The following is an 18,535-nucleotide window of genomic DNA, read 5'->3' on the forward strand; positions in this document are numbered from 1 at the left end:
CATTCACTATTTTTCTGATACTTGCCCTGATTTTGCTGTCCTTCCTGGACGCTTTACACCAGTTGTTTCTGTTGAATAAGAAGCTTCAATTATAGCACTTGGATCTACAGAGAGAACGAGATCTTTCATTTTTGGATAAATGAAACGGTTTGTAATACAATAAATAATTCTCTGGTGCTCTCCTAAAAAACCACCTTCTCCATGTAGATACGTAACAGACAGTTGTAATTCTTTCATAAGCAGTTCGCCAATTTCTTTATTTTTATTCGAAATAATCATGACGCTCTTTCCTTGATTAATACCGTCTAATATGAAATCTATCATCTTCGTAACAATATAGAAAATTGCTAATGAGAACATCGCTTGCTCAATTGAAAATAAAATAGCAACAAATACAAAGATAACTGCATTTACAGCAAGTAAAAATGTACTAATTGGTACTTTAAAATGCTTGTTCATCCAAACAGCTAACATTTCTGATCCATCAATTGCTCCGCCCATTTTTACAACAATCCCAACACCAACACCAAATAGAACTCCTCCATAAAGTACAATTAATAATTCCGAAGTCGTAATTGCTGGAAATGGTTTTAAATAAATCAATCCGAGTGTTGTAACAACATTTGCATAGGATGTGCGGATGAAAAACTTCTTTCCCATTACTTTTGCAGTAAATAGTAAAATCGGGATATTAAGTCCTAAAAACACTCCGTAAAGCGGTAATCCAGCAACTTTATTTGCCATAATAGCAATCGCGGTTACCCCACCGTCTACTAAGCCATTAGGCGCTAAAATAAGCTCTAGTGAACCCGCTACAATAATGGAGCCAATTGTTAATAATACGTATTCAAATAATTTTTTCATTCATTACCCCCAAAACTTATATATTTTCTTAGTATTATCATAACTAAATTTTTTCGCGAATACAAAGAAATTGCTTTATATACACACATTTTTCACCTTTTTGGTAATTCTTATGTAGCATTGCTAGCTTTCATACAGAAATAATTACAACCCTAAATTCCCCCTCATACTTACATTATGTTATATAATTAATTTATCGAATTTACAGAATAAAAGGAGAATCTACATGTTACAACAATTATTCACTTCTCCAATCCTATCCGCCCAAGCACTACATCCAAGCTATGAAGACCATGCAAGCGACGTGTTTCTCGTAAAAACAGCGGCTGAAGAAGTTATCGTTCGCTCTTCAAAAATGACTGAAGAGCCAAACAATGATTTTTGGTTGGGATGCCAAAACCTATTTGGAATTGATCCAAGAAATGTACATCATTTAGAAACGGTTCACACATTATTGAAAAAACACACTACCATACCCATCCCGACTATTTTACAAAAACATGTTTTAGATGGACGAGAGTATGTTATCGCCGAAAAACTAGCAGGAAATACGCTTCAATCATTTATTGGACAACCTGATTCTATTTTATTCAGCCTTGGAAAAGGACTAGCAGAGATTCATTCATTTAAAGCTAATTTCGCAGGAAACCCTTCTGGTACTTTCCAAGTTCCACTTGAAGAATTTAAATCTCATATTTTAAAAGTAAGCAAGAACCTTGTGAATATATTTTATTCCGATAATATGAGTATACATAACGCATTTCATACGTTTGAATCACAGCTCTCTTCCTTGCCGTCACCGAAGGAATCTACACTCGTTTTAATTGATATGGATCCTACTCAGTTTTTATCAGATGGAGAATCTATTACTGGTTTAGTAGATACAGAAGCTTATGCAATTGCTCCACGAGAGTTCGATTTTATCGGATTAGAATATGTACTTACAGAAAAAGAGGCTCATGCTTTTAAACAAGGTTATGAAACCATTATGCCTATTCCTTGTCTTGAAGAATGTAGACAACCCTACCGATATTTATATCGCTTATTATCTGTTCAAGGTAGTGTGGAATTAGAAAAGTGGTTATGTCACCCATCCTATTTTTAAAACGATTGTGAGGAATTGTGAAATGAATATTGAAAAAAAGAAATCTTTAACAGCAAACGAAATTCAGCAAATGAAAGATTTATCTCATATTTGCGGACAACACGATCAAATTGATTACTCGTCAGATTTACATATAAACTTTTTAACTGCTCGTAATAAAGAAGAGATAAATGATTTTCTATTTTATGATGATACACAATTAATCAGTGCATTAAGTATGTATGACTTTGAAAGACCGACAAAACTGGAGTTAATAGGGTTTGTCCATCCGAACTATAGGAAACAACATATAGGCACTACTCTTTTACAAACCGCAATGAAAGAAATACGAATAAGGGAGGCAGATGAAGCTCTTCTTATTATGAATGGGGATTCTGCTTCTGGGAAAGAATTTGCAAAACAAATGAAGTTACCTTATTTATATAGTGAATATAGTATGGAGTTCAAAGCAAAAGAAGTGCAAAAAACAACAAAGAATACTATACAGCTCACTCTTGCATCTTCAGAATCACTTCTTAATCTTATTGAAATTTCCAGTAAAGCCTTTGGAGATTCTGTAGAAAATACCGCTACATGGTTACAGAAAATGATGAATTCACCTTCCCATCAAGTTTACAGTGCCCTTATCGATGAAAAAGTGATAGGAACGATTACCGTTACTGAGCAAGAGCAATCTACTACACTATCAGGATTCGCAGTTCATCCTTCTTATCAAGGTAAAGGATATGGTAAAGATATTCTTAGTTATATGGTACATACCCTTATTACAGAAGGAGTTTCAACAATTGAATTAGACGTCGAAACGAAAAATAACAATGCTTTAAAACTATATACACAATGTGGTTTTGAAATTAAAACGAAGCATGACTATTATAATTTAATGAATTTTGAGGAGAATACATATGTCTAAAAAACTAATTTATTCTGATTATGATGTTTTTGCAGACATCTATAATAAACATTGGGGACATTTTGCAGAACACTCTTATCCAGCCTATCATAAATTCGTTTTACAAGATGCAGCTTCCCACTCCCGTATATTAGACCTTTGCTGCGGGACTGGATATCTTACTAGGAAACTAATTGATAATAATTTTATAGTAACTGGTATAGATGGTTCTGCTCAAATGATTGAACACGCACGTCAAAACGCGCCAGATGCATCCTTCATCGTCGATGATGCACGCTCTTTCAAAGTAAATGAGAAATTCCACTATGTCATTTCAGCCGGTGATAGCTTAAATCATATAATGAAATTAGATGAGCTAAAAAACACTTTTCATCATGTTTATTTAGCATTATATGATGGAGGTACATTTGCATTTGATATGAATATGGAGAAAGGTTTTCTTGAAAGTTGGAGTGCGTCCTTTCATATTTCAGAACGCGAATATGTTTGTACCATCGATTCCACTTATGATAACGAAATTCACAGAGCAGAGATGAATTTCATTCTATTTAAACATGACATAAATGATAATTGGAAAAGAAGTGACTTTTCTTTTGAGGAAGCTTGTTACTCCAATGAAGAAATAATTTCTTCGTTGGAATCTGTAGGATTTAAAAACATTCAACTACATGGTACAAATAGAACATTTTTCATTTGTCAAAAATAAAAAAACTGAATCATAACGATTCAGTTTTTCTTAATATATTTACAACAGCAGTCATTTCATTATTTTCTTTATAAACACGTGGAATTCTTCTGTCTAACATACATGTAACTTCATAGTTAATTGTCCCTAACATATCTGCTATTTCTTCTACCGCAATTTCTTCTTCGCCTTGTTTACCATAGAATACAACTTCATCTCCAACTTGTACTGGCATTGCTTTCGTAACATCAAGCATAAGCTGATCCATACAAACACGGCCAATAACAGGTACTCGTACTCCGTTTATTAGTGCATGTCCTTTATTAGACAACTGACGATTATAACCATCCGCATAACCAATCGGTACAGTTGCAATCCATTCTTCACCCGTTGTTACATACGTATTTCCATAACTAACACCACGTTTTTTCTTCGCATGTTTAACATGAGCTATTTTTGATTTTAAAGACAACGCTGGTTTTAAAGCTACAACAGTATGATCAACTTCTTTTGAAGGATACATTCCATAGATTCCAATACCGACACGAACCATATTTTGAAATGTGTTGCTAAGTTCCATTGATCCTGCACTGTTTGAACTATGAATATATGGAAAATGAATTCCCAATTCTTTTGCTGTATTTACAGCTTTTTCGAATAAACCTGTTTGCATATTCGTATATGCTTTATCAGTTTCATCAGCGGTAGAGTAATGTGTAAACATTCCTACCACTTCCAGATACTCCATACGGTTTAATTCTTCTAAAAATGGTTTCACTTCTTCTTCTTGTAAACCGATACGACTCATTCCTGTATCAATTTTCACTTGAATTTGTACTTTCTTTTGAAGACGGTTTGCAATTTCATTTATACTTTGTAAATCTTCAATTCTATAAACAGTCATCATAACGTCATATTGAATTGCATCTTCCACAGCTGCTACTGATGTATAGCCTAAAATTAAAATCGGGACAGTGATTCCAGCTTCTCTTAATTCTATTGCTTCATCTACAAATGCAACTGCAAGTTGGTTTATTCCTGCTTCGATAGCAGATTTGGCAACTTCAACTGCTCCGTGGCCATACCCATTCGCTTTTACAGCAGCCATCATTGTAATATTTTCATCATTCACACGTTTTTTAAATTCTTTTACATTATGTTTTACAGCATTTAAGTCAACTTCAACAATTGTATCTCTTCCATATTTCAAGCTCATTGGTCTAACTCCTAACTCAATAATTACATTCCATTCTATTTCACGTTTCATATGACCTTTTACAATATAATACTTTTCAATATGCTAGTCAAACTACTAGAATTTTCGGAATTTTGAGTATGATATAATACCCTTAAGAAACTATTATATACGGAGATGAGGAGAATTACAATGTTTGTACAATCTGCGTTGCACCAACTTAAAGTTGCTGTCGATACTTCTATTCAAATACTGAACCAATATACTGAAAGTGATTTAATAATAAAACCGATTGCATCAAAGCGTTCATTATTTGAAATGTATACACATCTTCCCCTTATTTCCCATGCGGATTTACTCGTATTAAATGGTATTTCGGAAAAAGAGTTACATACCTTTTATATAGAACAAACACCAAAAACAATTACTCAAATGCAACAAACGATGATACAGGGGTACGATTTACTTTCTAAAACTTTTTTATCCTATTCCAATGAAGAATTAGCGGAAATTATGACTGCTTATTGGGGTATTTCTTACTCTCGATTCGAGTGGTTGCTTGAAATTGTTGCACATTTTTATCATCATCGCGGTCAAATTCATATTTTATTGTGCGAGCACATTAAAGATCCTAACATACCTTTATTTCAATAAAGGTATGTTAGACGACATGAAACTTCTCTAAGGCAAATAAAATACCACCTTCACTCGCCTTCTTTGTAACGAAATCTGCTCTTGTTTTTAACTCTTCTCCGCCATTCCCCATCGCAATTCCTAATCCTACATACTGTAACATCTCAATATCATTCCCACCATCTCCAAAAGCAATTGCTTCTGATTTACAAATGTTTAGATGTTCCAATAGCTTTTGAATTGCAGTTAGCTTCGATACTTTATTATCTTCCAACACATTCATAACGTAACCATGAAAACGTTCAAACGTAAGTGCTGGATATCTTTCAAAGAATTTTTGAGCTTCTGTTTCATCAGCATACAGACATACACAATAAATCTCTTCTGATAAGTTTCTAACTTTGTCAGGATAATGCTCTAAATTTAACGTTTCATTTAATGCTCGTATTACACGTTCGTCTTTTGAGGCAATACCATTCATTACAAATTCTTCTGTAAAATAAGAAACACTATGACCATGTAATTCAGCAAAACTTGAAATATCATGAAGAATTTCACTTGAAAGTACCGATTTATGTACAACTTCATCAGCACATTTTATATGTGCACCATTTGCAGAAATAAACGTATTTATGCCCAGCTCTTTAAATTGTGAGCATAAACTATATGGTCTCCCTGTTGTAACAACTACGTGAATTCCTTTATCTATTAACCTTTGTATCGCTTCTTTTGTGCTTTCATGCATACTTCTATCAATCTCGCTTAAAAGAGTACCGTCAACATCAAAAAATACGACTTTGTACATATCCTCTTACATTCCATCTAAATGATTTATATCATTTATAAAATGAATAGTTTTCTGTTTATCCGTAAGTTCAATCAAACTAATTCCCGTATCTCCCATTTTAAAATAATAGTCCATGCTAATTGGCATTTGGAAAAACGCTCGTAAAATACTATTTATTACACCACCGTGTGCAACAATTGCAATTCGGTCATATGTATTCTCTGTCACGATTTTAGAAAAGATTCCTTCTATTCTCATTCTAAATTCAATAAATGATTCCCCATTTTCAAAACGATCATGAAGAAATTTTGGCTCTGGATATTTTTTCGCTTCTTCAAATGATAACCCTGCCTGTACCCCATTATTAAACTCCATTAACTCTTCTTCTAGTTGAATTGGGCACTGAATCGCTTCAGCTAATGTTTCAGCCGTTTCTCGAGCACGTTTTAATGTGCTTGCCCAAATGAAATCTGGCGGAAAATCCGCTTTCACTTTCTGTACAAGTCTTTGTACTTGCTGTCTTCCCTTTTCTGTTAATTCAAAGTCAGCTCGTCCTTCATGTACATTTAAAATGTCGGCTTCTGATTCTCCGTGGCGTATTAGTAGTATTTGCATGCTTATTCCCCCTTATCAACTTAAAACCAAGATTAGATTTTAACATATTATTAAAAATTTTCAAAACAACAAAAGCAATCCCCATTCTAAAATGAATGAAAATTGCTTTTGTTAACACCTATTTTTCATCTAAACTAGCTTTAGACCTTCCTCCTACTCCCCAATGTGAACTCGGGATTTCATTCACTAAAACACGCACTCGTCCAACATCTACATCTAAGTTTTTCGCAACTGCCTCTGTAACATCAAATATTAGATTTTGAATTTGCTCCTGCTTTCTACCTTCTATTATTTGAATTTGTATAATGGGCATTTTTATCTCTCGCTTTACTATTTATTCACAAAACATCGCTACACTTCCTAAATCATCAAATTGTGCAATTATGGAATCTCCTGCTTTAAATGCAATCGCTTCAGATAATGCTCCACTTAATACAATATCACCTTTTTTAAATCCTTCATTTTGTAAACCAAGTTTATTTACCGCCCAAGCAATTGCCTCTGCTGGATGTCCCAGTACTGCTGCCCCCGTTCCAGTTGTGGCAATCTTACCATTTTTCGACATAACCATCCCTACACTAGCTAAGTCTATTTCTTTAGCATTCATCCATCTACTTCCTAATAAAAACTTTGAAGATGAACAATTATCTGCTATTACATCAGGTAATGTAAATTTAAAATTTAAATACCTGCTATCAATAATCTCTAAAGCTGGCGCAACATATTTTGTTGCCTTTAATACATCATCTGCTGTCACATTCGTTCCCTGTAAATCCTCACCTATTAAAAAAGCAATCTCTGGTTCTACTTTTGGATGAATCAATGTTTCGTATTGCAATGGCTCCCATTCGAACGCTAACATATCTTCCAATAAATATCCGTATATCGCTTCATCAATACCCATCATTTGTTGTTTTGCTTTACTCGTTAACCCAAGTTTCACACCAACTCTTTTAGAACCTTCGTTCATTTTCTGTTCAATTAAACATTTTTGTAATTTATAAGCATCCTCTACTGTTAAATCTGGGTGCTTATCCGTTACTTTTACTACTTCTTTCCTTTCCTTTTCAGCTTGAAGTAAATAGTCAATAATTTCTAAATCTGCCCCTTTCACTAAAGCCATATGTTACACCCCCATTTTTATCTTTGCTAATTCTGCCGCTACATCTAAAATCATATCCTCTTGTCCTCCAACTACTTTTCTTTTCCCCAGTTCTATTAAAATATCACGGGCATCTACATTAAATCGTTTTGCCGCTCTTTCAGCATGTAATAAAAAGCTAGAGTATACACCAGCATATCCCATTACAAGACTACCTTTTTGAATTTCTTGTGGTGCTGGCAATAAAGGCGCAACAACATCCTCAGCCAAGTCCATCATCTTATATAAATCTATATCTAGCTTATATCCCATACGATCTAAAACAGCGAGCAATACTTCTGTTTGGGCATTTCCAGCTCCAGCTCCAAGACACCGCACGCTTCCGTCAATACGTGTCGCACCTTCTTCAATTGCCGCCACTGTATTCGCTACTGCAACAGAAAGGTTATTATGACCATGGAAACCAATTTCAATATTTAAAGATTGACGCAAAGCACGGATACGTTCACGTACTTCATGAGGCAATAAAGCCCCCGCTGAATCTGTTACATAAACTGCTTCTGCACCATAACCTTCCATAAGCTTTGCTTGTTCTACTAACTTTTCAACCGGTGCAGAATGTGCCATCATTAAAAAACCGCATACTTCCATTCCTAACTCACGCGCAAATTGAATATGCTGAGCTGAAACATCAGCTTCTGTTACATGCGTTGCTACACGAACAATTTTCGCACCAATACTTGCAGCTTGCTTTAATTCATGGATCGTTCCAATGCCGGGAATTAATAAAACAGCTACTTTAGCTTGTTTACACTCATCTACTGCTGCTTCAATCAGCTTCATTTCATTAACTAACGACTTTCCATATTGTAATGTGGATCCTCCTAAGCCATCCCCATGACTCACTTCGATATAATGCATACCAGCCTCATCTAATGCCCTTGTAACAGATCGAACTTGTTCTTCTGTAAATTGATGTTTCATTACATGGCTTCCATCACGTAAACAAACTTCCGTTATCTTCACTGGCATTTCACTATTTCGCCTCATTCATTACACCTCTTTTCTTCTCCGAAATGATTTGCACGGCAAATTCTTCACCTACTTTTAATGCCGCCGCTGTCATAATATCTAAATTACCGGCATAAGGGGGAAAATAATCTCCAGCTCCTTCAACCTCTAAAAATACAGTTACTCGATTCCCATCAAACATCGGCTCTTGTTTTAAAGAATAACCCGGAACATATCGATTCACTACTTCAACCATCTTATAAATAGCTTCTTGGATAGAAAATTCATCCATATTTTCAACTTCACAATATACTGTATCTCTCATTAAAATAGGCGGGTCTGCAGGATTTAATATAATAAGTGCTTTCCCGCTGTCTGCTCCACCAACTTCTTCAATTCCACGCTTTGTGGTAATTGTAAACTCATCAATATTTGCCCGTGTACCTGGACCAGCACTTAAACTTGAAATTGTAGCAACTATCTCTGCATATGTAACATTTGCTACCTCATTAATAGCATAAACAATCGGAATCGTTGCTTGTCCCCCGCACGTAATCATATTAACGTTTTGCTTATCTACAAAATTATTATTTTGTATAGCAGGGCAAACGAACGGTCCACATGCAGCTGGTGTTAAGTCAATTACTATTTTTCCAAGTTCTCCTAATACTTTTGCATGATAACTATGTGCTTTAGCTGAAGTTGCATCAAATACAATATCAGCTAAACTTGGATTATCAATAATTGCTTGTATTCCATTATCAAAAACCTCGTATCCCGCTTCTTTTGCTCGCTTTAAACCATCCGATTCCGAATCTATTCCGATCATGGCATTCAGCTCTATGACTTCACTTTTTCTTAATTTATACATTAAATCCGTGCCAATATTACCTGATCCAATAATAGCTACCTTTACTTTCTCCACATCTATCCCTCCTTTTTCAATCCTTTAATCTATATGAAGGTAACAGAAACCGATCCGAGTGAACCGAAATCAGCTTGAATACTATCTTTACTATTTACTGAGACTGCACCAGATAACGCACCTGGTAAAATTAACTCCCCTGCTTTTAATCCAATATTAAACTCATGAAGTTTATTAGCTAGCCAAGCAACAGCTTGCGCAGGATGCCCTAATGCAGCCGCACCAGCACCCGTTGCAATTAAACTATTATTTTTATAAAGTGTCATTCCCGTTGTACGTAAATCTACTTTATCAACGCTAGAGAATGTATCACCAATTACAACTTTTGCCGACGATCCATTATCCGCCACTGTATCAGCAAGCCGAATTTTCCAATCAGCAATTCGACTATCAATAATTTCAAGTGTAGGCACTACATATTTCGTCGCCATTAGTACGTCAACATATGTAATATTAGGCCCATTTAAGTCTTCTGCTAAAACAAACCCTATTTCTGCCTCTATTTTGGGAGATACAAAGGAATTTATTGAAATTTCACTACCATTTTCTATCTTCATATCATCTAGTAAATGTCCATAATCTGGTTCATTTACCCCAAGCATCTGCTGCATCGCAACACTCGTAAGTCCAACTTTCTTTCCAATTACACAACGCCCATTCTCCAACTTTCTTTCTACTACTTCAAGCTGAATATTATAAGCATCCTTAACAGATAAATTAGCATATCTCTCAGTAAAAGGAGGTATCCCTACTCGTGAATTTTCAGCTTGTAATAGTTCATCAGCTAATTCTTTAATTAACAATTGCTTTCACCTCATTTTTTAAATTTATATATCCCCAATCAATGACATGATAACTAGCCCCCACCTAACTATTTTATTTCCATAAATGTCAGATGGGAGCTTTGAACTTTAAGTTAAAACATCACCTTTATAATTTCATCGTAACCGTCTTAGCTTCCGTATAAAATTCGAAACTATGACGTCCACCTTCTCTACCAATCCCACTTGCCTTCGAACCGCCAAATGGAGTACGTAAATCTCGAACATACCAACAATTAATCCAAAGTAAGCCTGAATCGATTTGTGAAACCACTCGTTGCGCTCGTCTAAGATTATTTGTCCAAACAACTCCAGCTAGTCCATAAATGGAATCATTCGCAATGCGAATTGCATCCTCTTCCGTTTTAAATGGAATAACAACTAGAACTGGGCCAAATATCTCTTCTTGCGCTACACGCATACTATTATCGACATCATATAGAATAGTAGGTTCATAAAAGTTTCCTTCTACTAGACTCTCCACTCTTTTTCCACCATAGGCTAATTTTGCCCCTTCTGAAATTCCTATTTCTACATAACGATCAACTGTTTCTAAATGAGATTTTGATACAAGCGCTCCCATATCTGTATCTTCAGAAAGAGGATCTCCCACTTTTATTCTTTTTACAGCCGCTACAAATTTCTCTAAAAACTGTTCATATACACTTTCTTGCACAAGTAATCTTGAACCAGCTAAACAAATTTCTCCTTGGTTCCGATAAATAGCTTCAATCGATCCTTGTACCGCTTCATCTAAATCTGCATCTTCAAATACGATATTTGCTGATTTACCCCCTAATTCTAATGAAACAGGTATTAAGTTTTCTGATGCATTACGCATAATTGTTTTTCCTGTATTACTTTCTCCAACAAATGAAATTCTTCTTACAGCTGGATGTGTTGTCATTTTTGTCCCGACAGTATTCCCTGGACCTGTAATAATATTAAGTACACCTGGAGGTAGTCCTGCATCATTTGCAATTTCACCGAGCATAACTGCACTTAATGGAGTATAGGAGGCTGGTTTGACAACAACAGTATTACCAGAAGCAAGTGCAGCTGATGCTTTCCACGTCATTTGCATAAATGGCAAATTCCAAGGAATGATTAAACTGGTCACTCCCGCGGGAGCATACTTTGCATATGACATAAAGTTATGTTTGTCATAATGCTCATGCACCATATATTTAGCCATTTCAGCAAAGAAGCGAAAATTATGAGCCGAACGTGGTATATCGAATCCTTTACTTTCTTTAATCGGTTTCCCAACATCAAGAGTTTCTATATACGCTAGTTCATCCACTCTTTCCATAATCAAATCTGACATTCTACATAAAATATTCGACCGCTCTTCCACAGGCATTTTACTCCAAATGCCGCTTTTAAATGTACGTTCTGCCACATCAATTGCTCTTTTTGTATCCTCTTCATTTGCCTTTGCAATAGAAGCAAGCTTTCTATTCGTCGCTGGATTGAACGTATCAAATGTTTCGCCAGATATGGAATCCACATATTGTCCATCAATAAACAATTTCGCATCTTTTATTTTCATTTTTTCAGCTAATAATTCTTTGTTCACCTTCCTTACCTCCTACTCCTCAATTTCTAAAACCATCTCAATTTCAATTGTTGTGTTATTGGGTAATTGAGCCATACCGACTGCAGATCGGGCGTGTTTTCCCTTTTCCCCAAAAATATCTACTAATACATCAGATGCCCCGTTCATTACTTTTGGCTGATTAATAAAATCTTCCGTACTATTTACAAAACCAAGCAGCTTTACAACTCGTTTCACCTTATTTAAATCACCTAGTTCGTTTCTCACAACACTCAATAAATTCAACATTGATTGTCTTGCTGCTTTATATCCTTCATCAATTGAAATATCCTTTCCTAATTTCCCATGATACTCATCTACCCCTTGTCCAGCAGTAAACAATAAGTTACCTACTTTTACACAACTCACATAATTTCCAACTGCTGGGCGGATAGCTGGTAGTGTGATTCCTAACTCACTTAATTTGCTCTCAGGTGTTTGTAATCTCTGCATATGCTACACCTCGTTTCTTTATATCAATATTTAAAAATCCCGCAGCATTCCCCCCAAGCATCGCTGCTTTTTGTTCCTCCGATAAACCGACTGTTTCATCAATCACTTTTCCCGGATCAACTTCTCGCAATAAAAATGGATAATCTGAACCCATGAAAATCTTTTCATGTCCAAATCTTTCAATCATATATTTCAAATTAATAGGATCATAATTTAAAGAATCAAAATAAAATTTCTTTGCATAATAACTAGGAGGGTATGTAGTCAACCTTAAATGTGGCCATACTTTCCATCCTTGATCTAATCTTGGCAAAATATATGGGAAAGATCCTCCCCCATGTGCAAAACAAACCTTTAACCGTGGAAATTTCTCCATTATCCCACTACATATTAGTGTAGCTGCCGCAAGTGCTGTTTCACTTGGCATCCCAACTGTATACATAAAATTATGATGTGGCATTCTATCGCGCCCCAATGTTTCCCATGGATGAATAAAAATCGGAACTTGCCATTTTTCAGCCATTCGAAAGAATTCAATAAACGATGGATCATCTAAATTTTTACCATTTACGTTTGTGCCAATTTCAATACCATGTAAATTTAATTCCGTTATACAACGCTCCATTTCACGAATTGCAGTTTCTCCATCTTGCATCGGAACTGTTCCTAACCCTACAAAACGATCTGGATGTGCTGAAACTGTTTCTGCAATAAAATCATTTTGAATACGTGCCATACTTTCGGCTTCCTCTGGTTTTGCCCAATACGAAAATGTGACAGGGATTGGCGATAAAACTTGAATATCTACACCTTCACGGTCCATATCTTCAATTCTTTTCTTAGGGCACCAGACTTGGTCTGTAACGTCACGAAAGTTTTTACCTCCAACCATAATACTTGCACCACATGTACAAGTCCGATTTAATATCGGCCAACGACCGCCACCAAACTTCTCTTCAAAATCCGGAAAAGTTTCAGGAATAATATGTGTATGAAAATCTATTCGCACTTCCATTCCTCCACTTCTTCTGGCATAATGTGACCGCAGTTCTTACACGCTCGAATTTCCTTATTTGAATTAAAACTATGAATTGCTTCTTTTACTTGTTTTTCGATATCATTTAATTGAACACGTACACGATGCATTTCATGATTACACTCGTCACAGAACCAAACGAAATCCTCAAGTTCTCCTTGGCTACGTTTTCTTTCAATTACTAGCCCAAATGTATTAGCAACACGATGTGGTGAATGTGGTACCATTGCTGGCAGCATAAATACATCCCCTTCTTTTACTGTGACGACTTCCCGCTTACCTTCCTCTGTAATACACTCCACATAACATTCACCTTTAATTTGATAGAAAAATTCATCTGAAGGATCTACGTGGAAATCACGTCTTCTATTTGGACCACCTAATATCATGGCGATAAATTCCGAATCTTGCCAAATAACTTTATTATTTACTGGCGGCTTCAATAACTCCTTATTCTCATCAATCCATTTTAGTAAATTAAAAGATTGCAATGTTTTAGACATATTATTTCCTCCTCTTTATTCCTTCTATTTATATCGTTTTAAAAGACTAACCAAGTAAAGAGCTAGACTTTTGCAACTCTCCATGACATACATAATTTCTAATTCTTGTTGAAGATATTCGCTCACCTTCTTCACAGCAAACATCTTTCACTATAGAAATATTGAAGTGTTCTCTTAGCAGCTCTATATTACCTTCTCGATTTTTTCCGAACCTAAAATCTTGACCAATATAAATGTCTACAGGATTTAGCCTTTTTAAATCTTGAACAAAACAGCTCGCACTTTTTGTTATATATGACTCATCAAACCGAATTACAATCACATGTTCAACACCGAGATTTTGAAGACGTTTCACCTTCTCTTCAATGGCTGTTAATATTTGCGCCCCTTGAAAATAAGAACGTGGTGGTGGATCAAATGTATACACAACATTTGTTATCTTTAATTCCTTTGCCTTCTCGACAGCATTTTTAATAACAGTTTGATGGCCTTTATGTACACCATCAAAAGCACCAATTGAAACAATTGATTTCGTTAATTCAGGTATACACTGCTCATGTATATAAATGATTCTCATCTCTCTTCTTCTAGAGTTAGATTTCTAAATAACCAAATTCCTTTGAAATCAAATTTGCTGTATTCATCACACTTTGAATTATGATTTCACGTTTACTTCCCTGCATATATGATATGGGACCAACAATATTAAGCGCCGCAATAGTTCTGCCAGTATAAGATCGAATTGGAGCAGCAATTCCATATAGTCCATGTTCATTTTCATTATCACTAATTGAATATCCTTGTTTACGAATCTTCTGTAACTCCACTTGGAATTGTTTCACGCAAGTAATTGTATTAGGGGCTCGTCGTAAAAGTTCTTTTTCTGACGTACATTCTAATGAAGATGAATGAAACGAAAGCAACACTTTCCCTGTACTTGTACAATATGCAGGCTCTCTTGATCCAACATGTGTTGAAATTTGAACTGATTCTCTTGATGACACTTTCAAAATAAATACGACATCACCACGATCATACATACCAATATGCACAGTCCCATTAAAATTTCTAACCAGCTCTTCTACAAGTGGAATTGCTCCGCTATAAATCTCTTGCTGAAACATAACCTGGTTTCCCCACTCTAACAATTTCCAGCCTAATCTATATTTTCTTTGCTCATCTTGAATGAGCATTCCTTCTGCACACAACGTACGAACAAGGTGATGAACCGTACTTGCATTCATATTTAGTTTTTCCGCTATTTCAGAATTACCTAGTACAGGCTCATCACTCGTAAAACAATTTAGAATTTTACAAATTTTACTGATAGAAGCGATCAAATCATTTACCTCCCCTATTCCAGTTACAGTTCTCTAGTTTTAGATGTTGTTAAAAATATAAGAAGATTTACATCCTAACAGTAAAATTCTTGTTATCATCTGTTGCTCCTTCCTTTTCCAAACAAAAAATGTAAGCGCAAACATTTTTATTTAACTTAAAGCACCTTCAGATGAACTTGATTGCAAAGCATTGTTTACTAGGGAAAACGTTTGTTGTTTTTTGTACGCATTATAAAACATTCCCATTTTACGCACCGGATCTCCAGAATAATAACGCTCATATTGTAATAACCGTTGTCCAAAAGCTTCTCCACATAAATCCCATGCTAATTTAAATAAACGAACTCGTTCCTCAGAAGATACTCCTTCACGCCCGATATAGTATTTTTCCATATCGTCTTGAATTTCTGGATTCATAAAATCTGCACCTGTCGGTGACATTAATAATCCACCAGCACCAATAGTTTGAATAATTTCAATTGCACGTGGATACATTTTAGGTAATAAACTGCGTATCGTATCAAGTGGCAACCTTGCAGGAATAACTTCTCCATATGGATTCGTTTCATATTCATACTCAGCTACTTGTAAGAGCGCACGTATCGTTTCTACATCTTGCATAAGCTCTGCTAACTGGTTTTGTACATTCAAAAATCCATCTACTCCTATCGAATCTGCTAATTTCATAGCTACTTCAGCAGCGAAAGAAAGCTTTACTAATCCTCTTACTCCAGATTGATGCGCTGGTTGATGACCAATTCCCGTTTTAGGATACAATTGATTCCCAGCTTCTATATTTTGATAAATAAATACTTTATCCCATGGGATAAACACATTATGAAATACTAGTAATGCATCCATTTCCTCAAACCTTGATGCAAGAGGATGATCAAATAAAGAACGTTTTCCATCTTGCATTGGCTCACGACAAAGAATTCTTAGTCCTGGTGCATCAATTGGTACTGCAAAAGAGATTGCATGACGTTCATCACCTGGCTTAAAACTTGGATAGGAATATATAATTACCTCGTCTGTAATTGGAGCAAGTGTCGCTAACATTTTAGCACCACTAACATACATCCCTTCTGCTGTTTCACTTACTACACCTAAATGCATCGTTTCATCTTCTTGTTGATGAGAAGCCTTACTACGATCATTTTGCGGATTAATAATCGCATGTGTTAAAAATAAATCATTATCCCGTATATGTTTATAATAATTCTTTATATTCGTTCCCCATTCTGGATTGAACTTCTCAAAAAACCAAGAATTACTTGCCATTGAAGTCACTGTTACATTTAAAAAATCTGGTGTTCTTCCCATTAAACCGAAGGTAGCTTTTGCCCATACTTCAAATAATTCACGACGTGCTTTTAAATCCTCATAATTTTTTGGCACTAAAAAGGCATTTGAGACCCTTTCGCCTGTCTCTTCGCATATATGAGTAATCTTATCTTGATATTCTGGATTGTGCTGCATATCATATAAGTTAGCAATTTGTAAAATAGGTTCGCGAAAGACATCTTCATTTACTACATCCGTTACTTTTCTTCCACCAATCCAAATTTCAGGATTTCTTTTTCGCAATCCTTCAATATACTGTTCCCCTGTTCTAATTGCCATTCTTTCCCCTCCAATTTCCCATAATAATATACTAAAAAGTTTAAAAACTCCATTAGATGACTGAATTTTCAATTATTATATCAATTTTAATTTGTTCAAGTTCCCCTTAATTTCACATTATGAAATCTTATTATTTTTTTAGAAAACATGAAAAAGGAACGGTTTCCCGTCCCTCACCCATTCACTTTCTCTGCATCATTCCAATAATACTTACTAAACGCTTCCGTTAACACATCAATAGTGTTATATAATTCATCTAACGTATTATCAACACCACCAACTTCAATTAACATCGCATTTTTAGATAAATCTTGGTTATAAACCCCATTTCCATCTTTTTTATACTTCGGAAAAATCCCTCTACTTAATCCGTAATAGTTTTCATCTAAATAGCTATTGATCGCCCTTGCGATTTTTTCATTTTCAGCACGCCCTTCGTTTTCCATCCCAATAATAAAATATAATCTTGCATACGATTTCCCGTTAATGACTTTTGTTGTTACCTTCTTTCGCTGATCATCACGATGTATATCAATCGGAAACGCAATTTTACTATTTTGTGCTAATGCTTCTTTTACATATCCATGAGATGCTTTATACGACTGATACCATACCCATTTTTTACTTGCTAGTAAATCACCCATATTCGTTTTATCATGAATTACTGGAATTCCTTGTCCTTCAAGTTGCTCCTTAAAACGGTTCCCTAATAAGGACACATTTACATCTGGACTCGATGGATCGGTAGCCCCTGGTAATAACGGAAAGAAGGATTCCCAGCTATGTGTATGGTAAATATATACCGCGCTTTCTCCCTTTTTTGTCCCGTTCTTTTTTTGCACTGGATTCTTCTTTTCCGCTTCTGTAACTTTGTCTTTTGCTACTTCTCGTTCTTTCGTTACTTCTTCAATTGGTACACTAGATTCATTAGGAATATTCGTATAGTTCGTCCCTTCACCAGCTACGATAATGTTAGAATAATATTTTGACATACCGGGTACTTCTTTACCAACAAACGTTCTTAAATCTTTAATTTTTAAATCCGTCGCGATAGAGAATAGTAAACTTCCAACTGAGTCTCGTTTATATTTTTTAAAATAATCATATCCATAGTAATGATTCTCACTTTCTATCATTTGAACAAACCCTTGCATCGATACTTTTCCAAACCACTGATTCGCATAATAAGATTTCATTGTATGTAAAAGTGACGTCACAATCGACGCAATAATAATTACTACTAGTGCATATAAAAAGAGTAATGAAATTAGTTTCTTTCCATGTATACGAGTTGCATACTTTTTCACTGTATCACCTTCTTTATACATGA

21 protein-coding genes are annotated in these 18,535 nt (G+C 35.3%); 4 read left to right on the forward strand and 17 right to left on the reverse strand.

Annotation, left to right across the window (positions count from 1 at the left end):
- Positions 1 to 6 precede the first annotated feature (6 nt).
- Complete coding sequence (locus CDB3_RS13955) at positions 7 to 864, reverse strand: YitT family protein (RefSeq protein WP_070139185.1); 858 nt, start codon at positions 862 to 864, stop codon at positions 7 to 9.
- A gap of 226 nt (positions 865 to 1,090) precedes the next feature.
- Here CDB3_RS13955 and CDB3_RS13960 point away from each other — a divergent pair, with 226 nt between their 5' ends.
- From CDB3_RS13960 to CDB3_RS13970, 3 genes are read left to right on the forward strand one after another with little or no spacing between them, the layout of a single operon-like run.
- Positions 1,091 to 1,969 (forward strand): protein kinase family protein, encoded by an 879-nt coding sequence (locus tag CDB3_RS13960; protein WP_128854898.1) that lies wholly within the window; start codon positions 1,091 to 1,093, stop codon positions 1,967 to 1,969.
- A 22-nt stretch (positions 1,970 to 1,991) separates the two neighbouring features.
- Positions 1,992 to 2,879 carry a GNAT family N-acetyltransferase gene (locus CDB3_RS13965; protein WP_128854899.1) on the forward strand — a complete coding sequence of 296 codons (888 nt, stop codon included), beginning with the start codon at positions 1,992 to 1,994 and terminating at the stop codon, positions 2,877 to 2,879.
- Positions 2,872 to 3,585 (forward strand): class I SAM-dependent methyltransferase, encoded by a 714-nt coding sequence (locus CDB3_RS13970; protein ID WP_128854900.1) that lies wholly within the window; start codon positions 2,872 to 2,874, stop codon positions 3,583 to 3,585. The genes CDB3_RS13965 and CDB3_RS13970 overlap by 8 nt, the downstream gene beginning before the upstream one ends.
- Positions 3,586 to 3,595: 10 nt before the next feature.
- On the opposite strand, the gene alr is transcribed toward CDB3_RS13970, so the two are convergent.
- The gene (gene alr, locus CDB3_RS13975) at positions 3,596 to 4,780 is read right to left on the reverse strand and encodes an alanine racemase (RefSeq protein WP_128854901.1); all 1,185 of its coding nucleotides are present in this window, start codon (positions 4,778 to 4,780) and stop codon (positions 3,596 to 3,598) included.
- A 171-nt stretch (positions 4,781 to 4,951) separates the two neighbouring features.
- On the opposite strand from alr, the gene CDB3_RS13980 reads away from it, so the two are divergent.
- Entirely contained in the window at positions 4,952 to 5,413 is a 462-nt protein-coding gene (locus tag CDB3_RS13980; protein ID WP_128854902.1) for a DinB family protein, read from the forward strand.
- A gap of 7 nt (positions 5,414 to 5,420) precedes the next feature.
- On the opposite strand, the gene CDB3_RS13985 is transcribed toward CDB3_RS13980, so the two are convergent.
- From CDB3_RS13985 to spoIIP, 15 genes are all read right to left on the reverse strand, one after another.
- Complete coding sequence (locus CDB3_RS13985; protein ID WP_128854903.1) at positions 5,421 to 6,197, reverse strand: Cof-type HAD-IIB family hydrolase; 777 nt, start codon at positions 6,195 to 6,197, stop codon at positions 5,421 to 5,423.
- Positions 6,198 to 6,203: 6 nt separating this feature from the next.
- On the reverse strand, positions 6,204 to 6,794 hold the full coding sequence (locus CDB3_RS13990; protein ID WP_128854904.1) for a histidine phosphatase family protein: 591 nt from the start codon (positions 6,792 to 6,794) through the stop codon (positions 6,204 to 6,206).
- Positions 6,795 to 6,912: 118 nt separating this feature from the next.
- Positions 6,913 to 7,113 carry a 4-oxalocrotonate tautomerase gene (locus CDB3_RS13995; protein ID WP_256869815.1) on the reverse strand — a complete coding sequence of 67 codons (201 nt, stop codon included), beginning with the start codon at positions 7,111 to 7,113 and terminating at the stop codon, positions 6,913 to 6,915.
- A gap of 15 nt (positions 7,114 to 7,128) precedes the next feature.
- Complete coding sequence (locus CDB3_RS14000) at positions 7,129 to 7,917, reverse strand: 2-keto-4-pentenoate hydratase (RefSeq protein ID WP_128854905.1); 789 nt, start codon at positions 7,915 to 7,917, stop codon at positions 7,129 to 7,131.
- Between the two features lie 3 nt (positions 7,918 to 7,920).
- Positions 7,921 to 8,946 carry a 4-hydroxy-2-oxovalerate aldolase gene (dmpG, locus tag CDB3_RS14005; protein ID WP_128854906.1) on the reverse strand — a complete coding sequence of 342 codons (1,026 nt, stop codon included), beginning with the start codon at positions 8,944 to 8,946 and terminating at the stop codon, positions 7,921 to 7,923.
- On the reverse strand, positions 8,933 to 9,832 hold the full coding sequence (locus tag CDB3_RS14010; RefSeq protein WP_128854907.1) for an acetaldehyde dehydrogenase (acetylating): 900 nt from the start codon (positions 9,830 to 9,832) through the stop codon (positions 8,933 to 8,935). The genes dmpG and CDB3_RS14010 overlap by 14 nt, the downstream gene beginning before the upstream one ends.
- A 29-nt stretch (positions 9,833 to 9,861) precedes the next feature.
- Positions 9,862 to 10,635, reverse strand: a complete 774-nt coding sequence (locus CDB3_RS14015; protein ID WP_128854908.1) for a 2-keto-4-pentenoate hydratase — start codon at positions 10,633 to 10,635, stop codon at positions 9,862 to 9,864.
- 127 nt (positions 10,636 to 10,762) lie between these two features.
- A complete protein-coding gene (locus CDB3_RS14020) occupies positions 10,763 to 12,232 on the reverse strand; it encodes an aldehyde dehydrogenase (protein WP_128854909.1) in 1,470 nt (489 codons plus the stop codon).
- A 12-nt stretch (positions 12,233 to 12,244) separates the two neighbouring features.
- A complete protein-coding gene (locus tag CDB3_RS14025) occupies positions 12,245 to 12,703 on the reverse strand; it encodes a RidA family protein (RefSeq protein ID WP_001189373.1) in 459 nt (152 codons plus the stop codon).
- The gene (locus CDB3_RS14030; protein ID WP_097829706.1) at positions 12,681 to 13,718 is read right to left on the reverse strand and encodes an amidohydrolase family protein; all 1,038 of its coding nucleotides are present in this window, start codon (positions 13,716 to 13,718) and stop codon (positions 12,681 to 12,683) included. The genes CDB3_RS14025 and CDB3_RS14030 overlap by 23 nt, the downstream gene beginning before the upstream one ends.
- On the reverse strand, positions 13,703 to 14,242 hold the full coding sequence (gene nbaC, locus CDB3_RS14035) for a 3-hydroxyanthranilate 3,4-dioxygenase (RefSeq protein WP_088058417.1): 540 nt from the start codon (positions 14,240 to 14,242) through the stop codon (positions 13,703 to 13,705). The genes CDB3_RS14030 and nbaC overlap by 16 nt, the downstream gene beginning before the upstream one ends.
- A gap of 46 nt (positions 14,243 to 14,288) precedes the next feature.
- Positions 14,289 to 14,819, reverse strand: coding sequence for an FAD synthetase family protein (locus CDB3_RS14040; protein WP_098890041.1), 531 nt, complete (start codon positions 14,817 to 14,819; stop codon positions 14,289 to 14,291).
- Between the two features lie 16 nt (positions 14,820 to 14,835).
- Positions 14,836 to 15,582 (reverse strand): IclR family transcriptional regulator, encoded by a 747-nt coding sequence (locus tag CDB3_RS14045; RefSeq protein WP_128854910.1) that lies wholly within the window; start codon positions 15,580 to 15,582, stop codon positions 14,836 to 14,838.
- A gap of 150 nt (positions 15,583 to 15,732) precedes the next feature.
- Entirely contained in the window at positions 15,733 to 17,205 is a 1,473-nt protein-coding gene (locus tag CDB3_RS14050) for a 4-hydroxyphenylacetate 3-hydroxylase family protein (RefSeq protein ID WP_098890040.1), read from the reverse strand.
- A 173-nt stretch (positions 17,206 to 17,378) separates the two neighbouring features.
- On the reverse strand, positions 17,379 to 18,512 hold the full coding sequence (gene spoIIP, locus CDB3_RS14055) for a stage II sporulation protein P (protein ID WP_372708543.1): 1,134 nt from the start codon (positions 18,510 to 18,512) through the stop codon (positions 17,379 to 17,381).
- Positions 18,513 to 18,535: the final 23 nt, after the last annotated feature.

This window comes from Bacillus sp. CDB3 (genome assembly GCF_002081505.1).
Taxonomy (GTDB): domain Bacteria; phylum Bacillota; class Bacilli; order Bacillales; family Bacillaceae_G; genus Bacillus_A; species Bacillus_A cereus_AT.

Excerpts from the sequence above, each read along its gene's own strand:
- CDB3_RS13965 (WP_128854899.1), top strand. The coding sequence starts at position 1,992 with ATGAATATTGAAAAAAAGAAATCTTTAACAGCAAACGAAATTCAGCAA.
- CDB3_RS13985 (WP_128854903.1), bottom strand. The coding sequence starts at position 6,197 with ATGTACAAAGTCGTATTTTTTGATGTTGACGGTACTCTTTTAAGCGAG.
- CDB3_RS13980 (WP_128854902.1), top strand. The coding sequence starts at position 4,952 with ATGTTTGTACAATCTGCGTTGCACCAACTTAAAGTTGCTGTCGATACT.
- CDB3_RS13970 (WP_128854900.1), top strand. The coding sequence starts at position 2,872 with ATGTCTAAAAAACTAATTTATTCTGATTATGATGTTTTTGCAGACATC.
- dmpG (WP_128854906.1), bottom strand. The coding sequence starts at position 8,946 with ATGAGGCGAAATAGTGAAATGCCAGTGAAGATAACGGAAGTTTGTTTA.
- CDB3_RS14025 (WP_001189373.1), bottom strand. The coding sequence starts at position 12,703 with ATGCAGAGATTACAAACACCTGAGAGCAAATTAAGTGAGTTAGGAATC.
- nbaC (WP_088058417.1), bottom strand. The coding sequence starts at position 14,242 with ATGTCTAAAACATTGCAATCTTTTAATTTACTAAAATGGATTGATGAG.
- CDB3_RS13955 (WP_070139185.1), bottom strand. The coding sequence starts at position 864 with ATGAAAAAATTATTTGAATACGTATTATTAACAATTGGCTCCATTATT.
- CDB3_RS13990 (WP_128854904.1), bottom strand. The coding sequence starts at position 6,794 with ATGCAAATACTACTAATACGCCACGGAGAATCAGAAGCCGACATTTTA.
- CDB3_RS14050 (WP_098890040.1), bottom strand. The coding sequence starts at position 17,205 with ATGGCAATTAGAACAGGGGAACAGTATATTGAAGGATTGCGAAAAAGA.
- CDB3_RS13960 (WP_128854898.1), top strand. The coding sequence starts at position 1,091 with ATGTTACAACAATTATTCACTTCTCCAATCCTATCCGCCCAAGCACTA.
- CDB3_RS14040 (WP_098890041.1), bottom strand. The coding sequence starts at position 14,819 with ATGAGAATCATTTATATACATGAGCAGTGTATACCTGAATTAACGAAA.
- CDB3_RS14030 (WP_097829706.1), bottom strand. The coding sequence starts at position 13,718 with ATGGAAGTGCGAATAGATTTTCATACACATATTATTCCTGAAACTTTT.
- CDB3_RS14000 (WP_128854905.1), bottom strand. The coding sequence starts at position 7,917 with ATGGCTTTAGTGAAAGGGGCAGATTTAGAAATTATTGACTATTTACTT.
- alr (WP_128854901.1), bottom strand. The coding sequence starts at position 4,780 with ATGAGCTTGAAATATGGAAGAGATACAATTGTTGAAGTTGACTTAAAT.